Origin of the sequence: Pseudarthrobacter sp. NamE2, from assembly GCF_005796205.1 — a bacterium.
In the GTDB taxonomy this organism is placed as follows: domain Bacteria; phylum Actinomycetota; class Actinomycetes; order Actinomycetales; family Micrococcaceae; genus Arthrobacter.
In genome coordinates this window covers 331,682-345,961 of the sequence record NZ_VAHN01000001.1, presented here as the reverse complement: position 1 = coordinate 345,961, position 14,280 = coordinate 331,682, and the positions used below count along the sequence as shown (strand labels likewise).

Below are 14,280 nucleotides of genomic sequence, written 5' to 3'. Positions count from 1 at the left end.
ACAAGGCCGCGCGCTAGACTGGACCGATCATGAGCGGTGCGCGTTCCCGTCCCCTGGCCTGGATCGTCGTTGTGGCGGCGCTCCTGACTGGCTGTGTGCCGTCGGCGGGAGTGGAGGACGCAGCCACCGGCTCCCCGGCTGCGACATCGTCCGCCGTGCCCTCTGCCGTTGCGCCGGCCACACCAGAAGTCACGCTCGCGCCGCAGAACGCCCCGGCCCCCGTACAGGCACCGGCCCCCGCACCGGCAGCGGTTCCGGCGCCGCCTCCGATACCGGAACCGTACGCCCTCAACCTTTACCAGGAGGGCGACTTCGTACCGCAGTACACGTTCGACTGGTGTGTCGCGGCGAGTATCCAGATGGCGCACAACCTCGTTGACAACACGGGCGGCGGCACGTGGGCGGATTCTGCCCACCAGGGTGAGTTGTGGGAAATGGCCCGCGCCAGGTCCTCGAACTCCTTCAACGGCGCCAACCCACTGGGATGGGCGCAGGTGCTGACCGAAGTGGGGATGGGGCCCTACAAAGTGGTCACCGTCCCGGACTACCAGGATGCGCTGCAGACGGCTGCCCGTGCCATCGCCGGGACCGGCCGGCCGGTTGGACTGGTGATGTGGAGGGGACGCCACGCGTGGGTCATGAGCGGGTTCGAGTCGATGGGTGATCCCGCCCGATCACCCGAGTTTGCGGTGACCGGCGTCCGCGTGCTGGATCCGCTCTACCCGCACGGCAGCGGGCAGTGGGGCCCGTCGCCCGTCCCCAACAGCCTGCTGACCCCCGAGGAACTGGCCACCCAGTTCGTGGTCCGCGAGCCGCGCCGGTGGAGCAGCGACCTGCCGGCAGGCTACATGCTGGTGCTGCCGGTTCAAACTGCCTAACAACCTGCCGGCGGTCCTGCAGTGCGGTGCCGGACGGTAGACTTGTAAGGGCCGTTCTCCGGCCACTCTGCCAATTCCCTTCAGATCTCCTGAAGCTGTGGCGTCCCCTGTTTGTTGAAAGGCCTTACCTGCTGTGATTACCGTCCAGGACCTCGAACTGCGCGCCGGCGCCCGGCTGCTCATGGACCAGGTGAGCTTCCGCATCGACAAGGGCGACAAAATCGGCCTGGTGGGCCGCAACGGCGCTGGCAAGACCACCCTCACGCGGGTCCTTGCAGGGGAGGGCCTGCCGGCAGGCGGCAAGGTGACGCGGAGCGGTGAAATCGGCTACCTGCCCCAGGACCCCCGCACTCCCGACATGGAACAGCTGGCGCGGGACCGGATCCTGTCCGCGCGTGGCCTGGACGTCGTCGTCGGCAAGCTCAAGAAGGCCCAGGCGGATATGGCGAGCGACGACGCGGAAGTCCAGCGCAAGGCCATGGCGAAGTACGACCGGCTGGAAGCGGAGTTCCTCGCTGGCGGCGGCTACGCGGCCGAGGCGGAAGCGGCCGCCATCTCCTCAAACCTCGCGCTGCCCGAGCGCATCCTGAACCAGCCGCTGAAGACGCTGTCCGGTGGCCAGCGCCGCCGTGTGGAGCTGGCCCGGATCCTCTACTCCGGCGCGGAAACCATGCTCCTCGACGAACCCACCAACCACCTGGACGCCGACTCCATCTCCTGGCTGCGCGACTTCCTGAAGAACCACCAGGGTGGCCTGATCGTGATCAGCCACGACGTGGAGCTGCTGGAAGCCACGGTCAACAAGGTGTACCACCTGGACGCGAACCGGGCGCAGATCGACTTCTACAACATGGGCTGGAAACGGTACCTGCAGCAGCGCGAGACCGACGAGCGGGCCCGCAAGCGCGAGCGCGCCAATGCCGAAAAGAAGGCCCAGGTGCTGATGGACCAGGCCAACAAGATGCGCGCCAAGGCCACCAAGGCGGTGGCCGCGCAGAACATGGCCAAGCGCGCAGAGCGGCTGCTGAGCGGACTCGAAGCCGTCCGCGAGCAGGACCGCGTGGCGGCGCTGCGCTTCCCGGAGCCGTCGCCGTGCGGCAAGACCCCGCTCACCGCCGAAGGCCTCAGCAAGTCCTACGGCTCCCTTGAGATCTTCACGGACGTGGACCTCGCCATCGACCGCGGCTCAAAGGTGGTCATCCTGGGCCTCAACGGTGCCGGCAAAACCACCCTGCTGCGGATGCTCGCCGGCGTGGACCAGCCGGACACCGGTGACATCGTTCCCGGGCACGGGCTCAAGGTGGGCTACTACGCCCAGGAGCACGAAACCCTGGACCACGACCGGACTGTGCTGGAAAACATGCGTTCGGCCGCCCCGGACATGAAGGACGCCGAAGTCCGCGGCATCCTCGGCTCGTTCCTGTTCTCCGGCGACGACGTGGACAAACCGGCCGGCGTGCTCTCCGGCGGTGAGAAGACCCGCCTGGCGCTGGCCACCATCGTGGCCTCCAGCGCCAACGTCCTGCTCCTCGACGAACCCACCAACAACCTCGACCCCGCCAGCCGCGCCGAAATCCTGGGCGCGCTGCGCAACTACACGGGCGCCGTCGTCCTGGTCAGCCACGACGAAGGCGCCGTCGAGGCCCTCAACCCGGAGCGCGTGGTCCTGCTGCCCGACGGCGTGGAGGACCTGTGGAACGAGGACTACCTGGACCTCATCACGCTGGCCTAGCGCTCAGCGCACCTGCAGTTCCTGCGCCCCGGTGATGCCGCGGAGCTGGTTGTAGGTGATGCTGAACATTGAGTAGTGGTCGCCGGCTCCCGCCCACAGGAGTTCCTCGGACCGGAGGGACGCGTCCAGGAGTGTCCTGATCCTTCCGGGGTGGCCGACGGGAGCCACTCCGCCGACCCTCTGTCCGGTGTGGTGCAGCACGAAATCGGGGGAGGCCCGGCGGATCCGTCCTTGCCCCAGCTGCTCCGCCACCAGGCCGGTGTCCACGCGGGCGGCTCCGCTGGCAAGGATCAGCAGCGGCTCCCCGTTGAGCTCGAACACCAGGCTGTTGGTGATGGCCGACACCCCGCACCCCAAAGCCTCGGCTGCAGCCACCGCAGTGGGCACACCGGCAGGAAAGGTGCGGACGGTATCCCCGACACCGCCAGCGACCAGGGCCGCGCGCACCAGGGCGACCGGGCCGCCGTCGTGATCCGTCATGACTCAATACCCCTGCGCGTCGAGAAGGGCATCTTCCTCTTCTTCGGACGTCGCCTTCTTCCGCTTCCTGGGCGGGGCCGGACGACGGCGGGCTGGCGCTACGGCCGAGCGCATGCCGCCGCTTGCGGAGGTATCGTCGTCGTCCTCGGCGTCGATCGCCGCGTTCCTGGCCTGCTGCCGGGCGGCGTAGCCGAAGCCTACGAACATCAGGACGCCGAAGGCGAACCACTGCAGCGAATAGGACAGGTGCGTGCCCTCCTCCGTGGACGGTTTCGGAAATGCCACAGGCATCTCCGCTGCGGGCGGCGTTTCGGAGGCGAGCTGCCCGTAGGCGCCGGTCAGGAGGGGGTAGCCAAGCTCGGCCGAGTAGGCGGCAAGGTCAATGGACGCCAGCTGGCCCTCCGGGGCGCCCCTTTGCAGGGTTGGTTCCGGGTGCTTCAAACGTACGACGGCGGTTACCTCGCCGCCGGGCGGCGCGGGGACGGAGTCCGGGCTGCCGGGGTTCTTGTTGCCGATCGGCAGCCATCCCCTGTCGATGACCACCGTTTCACCGGAGGCCAGCCGGAACGGGACCACCACTTCGTAGCCTGGCTGGCCGTTCAGGGGCCGGTTGCGGACAATGCGCTGGCCTGCAACGTCGTAGGTGCCCGTCAACTCCACCTGCGTCCACTCCCGGGCCGGGTCCAAACGGTTGAACTGGTCCCGCGCTTCGGCGAAGGAAATGGGCTCCGCTGAGTAGTTGGCCACCACGCGGTTGATTTCGGCAAGCGTTTCGGCCCGGCGGTCCATCTGCCAGCGGCCCAGGAAGACGCAGGCAGTGGCGAAGATGGCAGCCAGCAGGAGGTAGCCCAGCCACTTGCTGGAGAAGAGGAAACGGTACATTCAGCTGTCCTGCTCCGGGCCGTCCCCGGAGGGGGCGTCCAGGGGGAGCGTTTCCTTCCACAGCCCGCGCGTCTGCAGATAGTCCTCCAGCCAGTCCCGGTGCTCGCTGCACGCCAGCCAGATTTTGCGGCGCTCCGGGGTGTGGATCTTGGGGTTGTTCCACAGGAGCTGCCAGGAAGCCCCTGCCCGGCAGGCCTTGCGGGAACACACTGCCCCGGCTTCCGCCAGGGCGGGATCGGTCCCCGCAGCGAAGTCGAAGATGCTCATGAAGCCTTCCGCTCCTCCCCGGTTCCGGACTCGTCGTCGTCATTAATCAGCTCGCCCTGCAGCACCTGGCTGCCGGGACCCTCATCAGCCTCCGGCTCCGGGCCGCTCTCGATCTCTGCCAGAGGCACCGAATCGAGCAGGGAGTCGCTGTGCCCTTCGGCTTTGTCGTTGCCGTTGGCAATCACCACCGCAATCCAGGGCAGAAAAACGGCACCGGCAACCGGGATGATCTTGAACCAGCCGTCCACCACGAAAATCAGGATCAGGCACACCATGCGGATACTCATCGCCACGGCGTACTTGATCATGCGCTTACGCATGTCCTCGGAATGTGCTCCCGCGGCTTCCGTAATGCTGTGGACCTCCGGATCGCCGGAGAACCGCCCGGGTTCTCCGGGCGCGGTTTGTCCCGCATGGTTTTCAGGGGTCACAGTGATTTATCACGCTCCAAAGGCTTGGCTTAATTCTCTCACCATCAGCAGTGCCGCCCAAACCCGCAGCAGGGCTGCCGCTAAGATCGGAGGCAGCCCATCACACCTTTCCTACCGCGGCGCAGCGTGCCGCAGAATCCCGGAGTGTCCCTATGACTGAAGCAGTTTCCGCCTCCCGCAGCGTCCTGGTCACCGGCGGCAACCGCGGCATCGGCCTGGCCATCGCCGAAGCATTCCTGGCCAACGGGGACAAGGTTGCTGTGACGTACCGCAGTGAGTCGCAACTCCCGGAGGGGATCCTGGGCGTCAAGGCAGACGTCACAGACGAAGCTTCTGTCGACGCCGCTTTCAAGGAAGTGGAAGCAGCCCACGGTCCCGTGGAGGTCCTGGTGGCCAACGCCGGCATCACCAAGGACACCCTGCTGCTGCGCATGAGCGAAGACGATTTCACGTCCGTCATCGACACCAACCTCACCGGGGCCTTCCGCGTCATCAAACGCGCCTCCAAGGGCATGATCCGCCTCCGCAAGGGCCGCGTGGTCCTCATCTCTTCCGTCTCCGGCCTCTACGGTGCACCCGGCCAGATCAACTACTCGGCGTCCAAGGCCGGACTGGTGGGCATCGCCCGTTCGCTGACCCGCGAACTCGGTTCGCGCGGCATCACCGCCAACGTGGTGGCTCCCGGCTTCATCAACACGGACATGACCGCCGAACTCCCCGAAGCAACCCAGAAGGACTACCTGGCCAGCATTCCGGCGGGCCGGTTTGCAGAGGCCGCGGAGGTAGCGAACGTGGTCCGCTGGATCTCCAGCGACGAGGCAGCGTACATCTCCGGCGCCGTCATCCCCGTGGACGGCGGCCTGGGCATGGGCCACTGACGCCCCAGGCCCAATCCGGCCTGCAGTCCTTTGTCGGACCCGGACAACAGGATTCAGCGGCAGCCGCTGGCATGATGGACTGCAGGCCTTCAGGACTTAGACGTATCGAACAAAAGGAGCCCGTATGGGACTGCTGGACAACAAAACCGCCATCGTTACCGGTTCATCGCGGGGAATCGGCGCTGACGTAGCCAAGATCCTCGCAAGCGAGGGCGCCGCCGTCGTGGTCAACTACCGCCAAAAGGCGCCCCGCGCGAACAAGGTGGTCCAGGGCATCGAAGCTGCCGGCGGCCGCGCCGTGGCCGTAGGGGCGGACCTCACCAGCCAGGAAGGCGTCCAGGCCCTGGCCTCCGCCGCCATGGAAAACTTCGGCTCCCTGGACATCCTGGTCCTGAACGCATCCGGCGGCATGGAAACCGGCATGGGCGAGGATTACGCCCTCCGGCTCAACCGCGACGCCCAGGTCAACCTGCTCAACGCCGCTGTGCCGCTGATGAAGGAGGGCTCCCGCGTGGTCTTCGTCACCAGCCACCAGGCGCATTTCATCAACACCGTGCCCACCATGGAGGCCTATGAGCCGGTGGCCCGCAGCAAGCGTGCCGGTGAGGATGCCCTGCGTGAACTTATCCCCAGCCTCGCCGAGCAGGGCATCACCCTGGTGGTTGTCTCGGGCGACATGATCGAGGGCACTGTCACGGCTACGCTGCTGGACCGCTCCGCACCCGGTGCCATCGAGGCCCGCCGGGCGGAGGCCGGCAAGCTGTACTCCGTCGAGGAGTTCGCCCAGGTTGTGGCAAGCATGGTCACGGCCGACGTTGAGTCCGGCCACACCGAGTACGCCGGGGGAGCGGACTACTTCGGCAAGGGCGCGCAGTAAGCCTTCAGCCTCTCCAGCACCGCGGAATGACAGTTCGCGGCAATGTTCTACTGGGACACTGCCGCGAACTGTCCCCGCCCGCGCCCTTACCTCGCAAGCTCGGCCAGGGAACCCTGCGGGCGTGGGCCCATCTCGCGGCTAAGGACTGTCAGACCCCGGCGATGTGCCGGACGGCGTCGAGGTAGGGCATGTTCACCGCGGCGTCGGCCACCTCCCGGACGGCGGGCTTGGCGTTGAAAGCGACACCGATGCCGGCCGCGCCCAGCATGTCCAGATCGTTCGCGCCGTCACCCACGGCCACGGTGTGCTCCATCGCGATGCCTTCGGCGGCAGCCCATTCACGCAGGTACTTCTCCTTGGCCGCCCGGTCCACAACGGCGCCCAGCACCCGGCCCGTGAGTGCGCCGTCGACGATCTCCAGTTCATTGGCCTGCCAGTAGTCCAGGCCCAGGTCACCCGCGATGGGTTCCAGGATTTGGTTGAACCCGCCGGACACCACGGCCACCACGTGGCCTGCCGCCCTGAACGCCGCCACCAGCTCCGCGGCCCCTTCGCTAAGCTTCACTTCCTGCCGGACGGAATGGACGACGTCGGCCGGCAGCCCCGCGAGGACAGCCACCCGGGCGTGCAGGCTCTGGGTGAAGTCCAGTTCACCGCGCATGGCGGCTTCGGTGACGGCGGCAACCTCTTCGCGCTTGCCCGCGTACGCCGCGAGGAGCTCGATGACTTCCTGCTGGATCAGGGTGGAGTCCACGTCCATGATCAACAGCTTGCGTTCAGCGGTGCGCAGGCCGGCGGGTACCAGCGCGGTGTCCTGCCCCTCCAAAGCGGCGGCCGCGATGTCGCGCCGCAGCGCCGCCAGTCCGGCCGCGGTGGCATCGGGAAGCGTGAGATCCGCCACATGGACCTGGTAGCGGTCATCGCCGCCGCTGTTTTCGGAAACTACCCGGGCGCCGTGGGCGGCGAGGACGGAACGCAGCTGCTCCAGCCCGTTTGGAGTCATTTTGTGGCCGTAGCTGACCGCAGTCACGTTCGAAGTCATGCGTGCAATCTTATCGAGTGCCGGCACCGTCCCCTGAATTGGTTGCGCCCCGGCCGGCAATGCCCCGGTGACCCCGGCAAACCGGGCGTTTCAGCGCCCTGGCACCGGTTATCAGTCCGCCTCTTTTTTGTCCTAGTGTCTACTCCTATGAGTGATGTTCTGGAATTGTCTTCCGTCAGCGTTGTCCGAGGTAAGAAGACCCTGCTGGACAAGATCGACTGGGAAGTCAATGAGGGCGAACGCTGGGTCATCCTGGGCCCCAACGGTGCCGGCAAGACCACCCTCCTCCAGATCGCAGCCGCGCGCCTCCACCCGAGCAGCGGCACGGCCGGCATCCTCGACGAGACCCTGGGCCGTGTGGACGTCTTCGAACTCCGTCCGCGCATCGGCCTCTCCTCGGCAGCCCTGGCCACCCAGATTCCCGAACACGAGAACGTCCTGAACGTAGTGGTCACCGCCGCGTACGGCGTGACCGGGCGCTGGCGTGAAGGCTACGAGCGCGACGACGAGCGCCGGGCTTTCCGGCTGCTGAACGACTGGGGGATGGGCCCGCTGCTGAACCGGACCTTCGCCACCCTGTCCGAAGGCGAACGCAAGCGCGTCCAGATCGCACGCGCCCTCATGACCGATCCCGAACTGCTGCTGCTGGATGAACCCGCCGCCGGCCTTGACCTCGGCGGCCGCGAGGAACTTGTCCATAAGCTGGGCGAACTTGCCAGCGACGAAGCGGCGCCGGCCATGGTCCTGGTGACCCACCACCTGGAGGAAGTCCCGCCGGGATTCACCCACGCCATGCTGCTGCGCGACGGCGGCGTGGTGGCGGCCGGCCCCATCGCCGAGGTCCTCACCGATGAACACCTCAGCGCCACGTTCGGCCTGCCCCTGGATGTCACGGAGAATGCCGGCCGTTACTCCGCCACCGCCCGCCGCTAGGCGGCACCCGCTCCTTGGACCTGCTCGGCAGTATTTTTGTGTCCGTCGCCGGCCTGTGGGCCGGCACCATCAACGCGGTGGTCGGCTCCGGCACCCTGGTGACCTTCCCGGTGCTTATCGCACTGGGCATCACTCCCGTCGTCGCATCCATGAGCAACGCCATGGGACTCGTGGCGGGCGGCGCCGCGGGGGCCTTTGGGTACCGCAGGGAGCTGAAAGGCCGAGGCCGGCAGCTGCTCCGGCTCCTGCCGGCCTCGCTCCTCGGCGGCATCTCCGGCGCGTGGCTGCTGCTGCACCTGCCGGAGGAAGTCTTCCACTACGCCGCGCCCGTCCTCATTGTCCTGGCCCTCCTGATGGTGGTGTTCCAGCCCCGGCTGCAGGCGTGGGTCCGGAACCGCGAGGAAAATCCGGAGCACGCGGTGCGCGACAAACGCCACGGAATCCTCCTGGTGGTGCTGGTGTATCTTGCCGGGGTTTACGGCGGATACTTCGTTGCCGCCCAGGGCATCCTGCTGGTGGGCATCCTGGGCGTCTTCCTCACGGGCACCATCCAGAATGCCAACGCCATGAAGAACATCCTGGTCCTGGGCGTGAACCTGGTGGCAGCGGTGTCCTACATGCTGTTCGCATTCGACCGGATCAACTGGCTGGTGGTGTTGCTGATCGCGATCAGCTCCAGCATCGGCGGGCTCCTGGGAGCCAGGGTGGGCCGCCGGCTGTCACCCATAGTCCTGCGGTCGGTGATCCTGGTCCTGGGGCTGGTGGCCATGGGCTTCATGATCGCGGATCTGCTGCGATAATCACCCGGTGACAATCCACTACCTCGACTCCGCGGACGATCCGCGGGTGTCCGACTACACCCGGCTCACCGACGTCCACCTCCGCAAGCTCCGTGAGCCGGCGGAGGGGATGTACATCGCCGAATCGTCCAGGGTCCTCCGCCGCGCCCTTGCCGCAGGGCACCAGCCCCGGTCATTTTTCCTCGCCGAGAAATGGCTTGGGGACCTCGACGACGTGTTCCAGGCGCATCCGGACGTACCGGTCTTTGTGGGGAAGGCGGCCCTGCTCGAGGAGATCACCGGCTTCCACCTGCACCGAGGCGCCATGGCGGCCATGCAGCGCCCCGCACCCGTGCCCCTGCCCGGACTGCTGGCCGGCGCCCGGCGGGTGGCCGTGCTGGAGGACATTGTGGACCACACCAACGTGGGTGCCATCTTCCGGTCCGCAGCCGCACTGGACATTGACGCCGTCCTGGTTTCGCCTCGGTGCGGCGACCCGTTGTACCGGCGGAGCGTCCGGGTCAGCATGGGCACGGTCTTCCAGGTGCCGTGGGCGCGCCTGGACAGCTGGCCGCAGGACCTTCAGGTGCTGAAGGACCAGGGTTTCACTGTCGCTGCCCTGGAGCTGACCGAGGACGCCCAGGACGTGGATGCCGTGGCAGCCCGCAATCCGGAGAAACTCGCCCTGGTGCTCGGCACCGAAGGCGCCGGCATGAGCGCAGAGACGCTTGCCGCCGTCGACCTCGCCGTCAAAATCCCCATGCGCAGCGGCGTGGACTCGCTCAACGTCGCCGCAGCGTCAGCAGTGGCTTTCTGGGAACTCCGCGCACGGGACCAGGACGCCGCGCGGCAGGGACTCCCGGTTCGCCAGCCCTCCCCGCATCGGCTATGATTGGTAGCTGGCCGTCCTGCCCTGACTGCGCGGAACGGACCATCCCATTCATACCTGGCAGCTGGCAAAATCCAGCTGCGCGAACAAAGGTCCAATTATGAAGTCTGAGATCCACCCGAAGTACGAAGCTGTTGTTTTCAACGACCTGGCTTCCGGCACGAAGTTCCTGACCCGCTCCACCGTGTCTTCCTCGAAGACCATCGAGTGGGAAGACGGCAACACCTACCCGGTTATCGACGTCGAAATTTCGTCCGAGTCCCACCCGTTTTACACGGGCAAGCAGCGCATCATGGACTCCGCCGGCCGTGTCGAGCGCTTCAACGCTCGCTTCAAGGGCTTCGGCGGCAAGAAGTAATTCCTGCCCAGGCTTACCAGGAAGGCCCGCACCGGAAACGGTGCGGGCCTTTCCCTTTAACACCCGGCCCCGGTTCGGGGGAGGATGGGACGCATGACCAACCAGCATCCTGACATGAGTCCCTCCTCGAACCAGCGCCTGCACGGCGAGTACAAGGTCCCGGGCGGGAAGCTGGTGGTTGCGGACCTCACCGTCACCGACGGGCAGCTCGCCGGGGTCTCCATCAGCGGTGACTTCTTCCTCGAGCCGGACGAAGCCCTGCTGGACATCAACCGCGCCCTGACCGGCCTGCCGGAGTCAACCTCTGCCGCCGATCTTGCGGCGGCAGTAACAGCGGCCCTTCCGGCGGACGCCGCCCTGTTCGGATTCTCACCGGAGGCTGTGGCCGTCACGGTCCGCCGCGCGCTGGCGAAGGCCACTTCCTGGGCGGACCACCACTGGAACATCATCGGTCCCGCAGTCCTGCCCACCGAGATCAACGTCGCGCTGGATGAAGTTCTCACGGAAGAGGTGGGTGCCGGCCGGCGGAACCCCACGCTCCGGTTCTGGGACTGGGAGGAGCCGTCCGTGGTCATTGGGAGCTTCCAGTCCGTGCGGAACGAGGTGGACCCGCACGGCGTGTCGAAGCACGGCATCAAGGTGGTCCGGCGCATCAGCGGCGGGGGAGCGATGTTCATGGAAGCCGGCAACTGCATCACCTACTCGCTGTACCTTCCGCAGACGCTGGTGGACGGCCTCAGCTTCGCCGATTCCTACCCGTTCCTTGACGCCTGGGTGATGGCCGCACTGGAAAAGCTTGGCATCACTGCCTTCTACGTCCCGCTCAACGACATTGCCACGGACCAGGGCAAGATCGGCGGCGCGGCGCAAAAGCGGCTGGCGAACGGCGGCATGCTGCACCACGTCACCATGAGCTACGACATCGACGCCGACAAAATGGTGGAAGTCCTGCGCATCGGCAAGGAAAAGCTGTCCGACAAGGGCACGCGCAGCGCCAGGAAGCGGGTGGACCCGCTCCGCCGGCAGACCGGCCTAGCCCGCACGGAGATCATTGCGGCGATGATGGACGTGTTCACGGAGCGGTACGGCGCCACCCCGTCAGCACTGACTGTGGGCGAACTGGCGGCAGCCCGGGAGCGTGTTGCCACCAAGTTCGGCAGGGAGGAGTGGCTCCGCCGGGTGCCGTGACGCCACCGTGCAGCGTGGTTCAGGCGGGGGAAACCACGACGGCGGCCTGCGCCGTGAGTGCCCGCAGCAGGTGGCTGCGCTGCTCCACGATGATCCGGCGCAGTGCGCGCGGAGCGTCGGGATTGGCCGCCAGCCATTCGTCCGTCCGGCGTACCACGGGGTGTCCGGCCGGCTCCATCCCGTCCGCCAGGTCCTGGTCCTGGGGAAACAGGCCGCGGACAATGCGGCCGGCGATCTCGATGCTGCGGCTCTCCCAGACATCCCGCAGACAGCCGAAGTAGGGTTCGACGTACTGCGCCAGCAGTTCCGCCGGCGCAGTGTTGAAGCCGCTGATGGTTGCGCTGAGCAGCTGGTTGGACAGCGCCTGGCCGTGCACGGCTTCCTGCCACGCGGCAGCCTTGACAGCCAGATCCGGCCGTGCGGCGGCTGCCGTTGCATGCCCGGCGCGTCCCGAGGCAGTTGTGTCGCGTGCCAGTTCGGCATCGAGTTCGGCAAGGGTAGCCTGCCCGTTTGCCGCCAGCGCATGCCAGAAATGCCAGCGCAGCTCCGCATCCACCGCCAGGCCCTGCACGGGGGCCGTGCCGTCCAGCAGGCCACGCAGCCGGGGAAGAAGGGCAGCATCCTGCCTGCTGAGGGTTGCGAGGGTGCGCGCCCAGGCGAGCTGGTGGTCCGACCCCGGTTCCGCCCGGTCAAGTTCAGCTTCCACCGCTGCCAGGAGGGCGGAGCGCACGGCATGCCGCGCCGCCGGGGCAGTGTAGCGTTCGACGGCGGTGCAGGCGTTCTCAAGCACGGTCAGCAGCACGCCTATCCCGCTTTCAGCGGGACTGAAGGATGCCACCGCATCCACATACCGTGCTGCCGGACTTTCGCCGTCCCTGGTCGCGTTCCATAACGCCGTCCAGCAGAGCGCCCGGGCCATGGGATCGGGAAGCCTGTCCAGCGACCCCAACACCGTTGCGAGGGACACCGGGTCAAGGCGCACCTTGGCGTACGTCAGGTCGTCGTCGTTGAGAAGCAGCAGCGCAGGCCGGGGCCTTCCGGCCAGTTCCGGCACGGGCGTTGAGTCCCCTGCCATGTCGGTTTCCAGGCTGTCGGTGCGGACCAGTGCACCGGATTCGTCGAAGTCGTACAGCCCCAGCCGGAGCCGGTGCGGCCGCGGCTCGGAGCGTCCCGTAACTGGGTCCAAGGCTTCCTGGACGATTGTCACCGCGCCCAGGGCGCCGTCGTCGTTCCCCTTTCCGTCCGCCAGCTCCAGGGAGAGGGTGGAGATCCCGGAGGTCTGCAGCCATTGCCGGGCCCAGCCCGCAAGGTCCCGTCCGGAGGCGGCGCTGAGGGCCGCCAGCAGGTCCGACAGCGTTGTGTTGCCGTACGCGTGCTGGCGGAAGTATTCGCGGGAACCGGCAACGAACGCGTCGAAGCCCACGTACGCGACCAGTTGCTTCAGCACTGACGCGCCCTTGGCGTAGGTGATGCCGTCGAAGTTCTGCTTGGCCGCTTCCAGGTCCGGAATGTCCGCCACGATCGGATGCGTGGTGGGCAGCTGGTCCTGGACGTAGGCCCAGGCCTTGCGCTTGTTGGCGAAGTTGACCCACGCAGACTTCCAGTCCGTGGCCCGGTCCACGCCCAGCGTGCCCATGTAATCGGCGAAGGACTCCTTCAGCCACAGGTCGTCCCACCACTGCATGGTCACCAGGTCGCCGAACCACATGTGCGCCATCTCGTGCATCAGCGTGTTCGCGCGGCCCTGGTACTGCGCGTCCGTGGCGCGGGACGTGAACACGTAGCTTTCGGTGAAGGTGACCAGTCCGGGGTTCTCCATCGCGCCCAGGTTGTACTCGGGCACAAAGGCCTGGTCGTACTTGCCCCAGGGGTACGGGAAGGCGAACAGCCGGTTGAAGAAATCCAGCCCGTTCTTCGTCAGCCGGAACAGCTCGTCCGGGTCGAAGGATTCCGCCATGGATGCCCGGCAGTAAAGGGCCAGCGGGACATCAAGGTGCGTGCCGTCGTCGAGCGTTGCCTGCCAGCGGTCCTCCGCCCTGACATATGGGCCCGCCAAGACGGAGGTGATGTAGGTGGACATGGGTTCCGTGGCCGCGAAGTCCCAGCGCGCCGTGGCGGGATCGCTGGTGAGCAGGGTCCGGGCCGTTTCCACCCCGTTGGAGGCTACCTGCCATTCAGCCGGCGCCATCACGTGGAAGGTGAACACCGCCTTGAGGTCGGGCTGCTCGAAGTTGGCGAACACGCGGCGCGCGTCGGCAGGTTCGTACTGGGTGTAGAGGTAGCACTGGCCGTCCGCGGGGTCGAAGAACCGGTGCATGCCCTCGCCGGAGTGGCTGTAAAGGGCCGTGCCGGTGACGGTGACCTGGTTCTCCGCCTGCAGGTTGTCCAGCCGGATCCGGGACCCGTCCACCACATCCTCCACCCGGAGGCCCTTGCCGTTGAGGAACACGCTGTGGACGCTGCTGCCGATAAAATCCAGGAACGTGGATGAGCCCGGCTCGGCCGCGGTGAAGTTGATGACGCTGCGGGTGGTGTAGCCCGGCACGTCCGGGTCCGCTGCCTGCCGCACGTCCAGCGAAACGTCGTAGCTGGTGGTGGCGATCAGGGCTGAACGTCCGGCTGCTTCGTCCCGCCGCAGATTCTCATTCGACACCCAGCTATCTAAT

Annotated in this window: 15 protein-coding genes; 9 read left to right on the top strand and 6 right to left on the bottom strand. The window is 66.9% G+C overall.

Going from position 1 to position 14,280, the window contains the following annotated elements:
- Window positions 1-29 precede the first annotated feature (29 nt).
- Window positions 30-878: a hypothetical protein gene (locus tag FDW83_RS01665; RefSeq protein WP_138135870.1), complete on the top strand. Its 849-nt coding sequence runs from the start codon at window positions 30-32 to the stop codon at window positions 876-878.
- Between the two features lie 133 nt (window positions 879-1,011).
- Window positions 1,012-2,610 (top strand): ABC-F family ATP-binding cassette domain-containing protein, encoded by a 1,599-nt coding sequence (locus FDW83_RS01660; RefSeq protein WP_138135869.1) that lies wholly within the window; start codon window positions 1,012-1,014, stop codon window positions 2,608-2,610.
- A gap of 3 nt (window positions 2,611-2,613) precedes the next feature.
- Here the strand turns inward: FDW83_RS01660 and FDW83_RS01655 are convergent, their stop codons facing one another.
- The 4 genes from FDW83_RS01655 to FDW83_RS01640 are packed head-to-tail and all read right to left on the bottom strand — an operon-like array spanning window position 2,614 to window position 4,559.
- The gene (locus tag FDW83_RS01655; RefSeq protein ID WP_138135868.1) at window positions 2,614-3,090 is read right to left on the bottom strand and encodes a YbaK/EbsC family protein; all 477 of its coding nucleotides are present in this window, start codon (window positions 3,088-3,090) and stop codon (window positions 2,614-2,616) included.
- 3 nt (window positions 3,091-3,093) lie between these two features.
- Window positions 3,094-3,972, bottom strand: a complete 879-nt coding sequence (locus FDW83_RS01650) for an SURF1 family protein (RefSeq protein ID WP_138135867.1) — start codon at window positions 3,970-3,972, stop codon at window positions 3,094-3,096.
- Window positions 3,973-4,239: a hypothetical protein gene (locus FDW83_RS01645; protein ID WP_138135866.1), complete on the bottom strand. Its 267-nt coding sequence runs from the start codon at window positions 4,237-4,239 to the stop codon at window positions 3,973-3,975.
- A complete protein-coding gene (locus FDW83_RS01640) occupies window positions 4,236-4,559 on the bottom strand; it encodes a DUF3099 domain-containing protein (protein WP_370281148.1) in 324 nt (107 codons plus the stop codon). Before FDW83_RS01640 ends, FDW83_RS01645 begins: the two co-directional genes overlap by 4 nt.
- Before the next feature lie 263 nt (window positions 4,560-4,822).
- Here FDW83_RS01640 and FDW83_RS01635 point away from each other — a divergent pair, with 263 nt between their 5' ends.
- Together FDW83_RS01635 and FDW83_RS01630 are read left to right on the top strand one after the other, a co-directional pair.
- On the top strand, window positions 4,823-5,548 hold the full coding sequence (locus FDW83_RS01635; RefSeq protein WP_138135864.1) for a beta-ketoacyl-ACP reductase: 726 nt from the start codon (window positions 4,823-4,825) through the stop codon (window positions 5,546-5,548).
- Between the two features lie 124 nt (window positions 5,549-5,672).
- Entirely contained in the window at window positions 5,673-6,425 is a 753-nt protein-coding gene (locus FDW83_RS01630) for an SDR family oxidoreductase (RefSeq protein WP_138135863.1), read from the top strand.
- Between the two features lie 148 nt (window positions 6,426-6,573).
- On the opposite strand, the gene serB is transcribed toward FDW83_RS01630, so the two are convergent.
- Window positions 6,574-7,467 (bottom strand): phosphoserine phosphatase SerB, encoded by an 894-nt coding sequence (gene serB / locus FDW83_RS01625; RefSeq protein ID WP_138135862.1) that lies wholly within the window; start codon window positions 7,465-7,467, stop codon window positions 6,574-6,576.
- Between the two features lie 147 nt (window positions 7,468-7,614).
- On the opposite strand from serB, the gene FDW83_RS01620 reads away from it, so the two are divergent.
- From FDW83_RS01620 to FDW83_RS01600, 5 genes are all read left to right on the top strand, one after another.
- A complete protein-coding gene (locus FDW83_RS01620; RefSeq protein WP_138135861.1) occupies window positions 7,615-8,400 on the top strand; it encodes an ABC transporter ATP-binding protein in 786 nt (261 codons plus the stop codon).
- Window positions 8,401-8,414: 14 nt separating this feature from the next.
- The gene (locus FDW83_RS01615) at window positions 8,415-9,200 is read left to right on the top strand and encodes a sulfite exporter TauE/SafE family protein (protein ID WP_138135860.1); all 786 of its coding nucleotides are present in this window, start codon (window positions 8,415-8,417) and stop codon (window positions 9,198-9,200) included.
- A 7-nt stretch (window positions 9,201-9,207) separates the two neighbouring features.
- A complete protein-coding gene (locus tag FDW83_RS01610) occupies window positions 9,208-10,071 on the top strand; it encodes an RNA methyltransferase (RefSeq protein ID WP_138135859.1) in 864 nt (287 codons plus the stop codon).
- 97 nt (window positions 10,072-10,168) lie between these two features.
- Window positions 10,169-10,426 carry a type B 50S ribosomal protein L31 gene (locus tag FDW83_RS01605; protein ID WP_076803010.1) on the top strand — a complete coding sequence of 86 codons (258 nt, stop codon included), beginning with the start codon at window positions 10,169-10,171 and terminating at the stop codon, window positions 10,424-10,426.
- A 93-nt stretch (window positions 10,427-10,519) separates the two neighbouring features.
- Window positions 10,520-11,614: a biotin/lipoate A/B protein ligase family protein gene (locus tag FDW83_RS01600; protein WP_370281147.1), complete on the top strand. Its 1,095-nt coding sequence runs from the start codon at window positions 10,520-10,522 to the stop codon at window positions 11,612-11,614.
- A gap of 19 nt (window positions 11,615-11,633) precedes the next feature.
- On the opposite strand, the gene pepN is transcribed toward FDW83_RS01600, so the two are convergent.
- On the bottom strand, window positions 11,634-14,267 hold the full coding sequence (gene pepN, locus FDW83_RS01595; protein WP_138135857.1) for an aminopeptidase N: 2,634 nt from the start codon (window positions 14,265-14,267) through the stop codon (window positions 11,634-11,636).
- Window positions 14,268-14,280 lie beyond the last annotated feature (13 nt).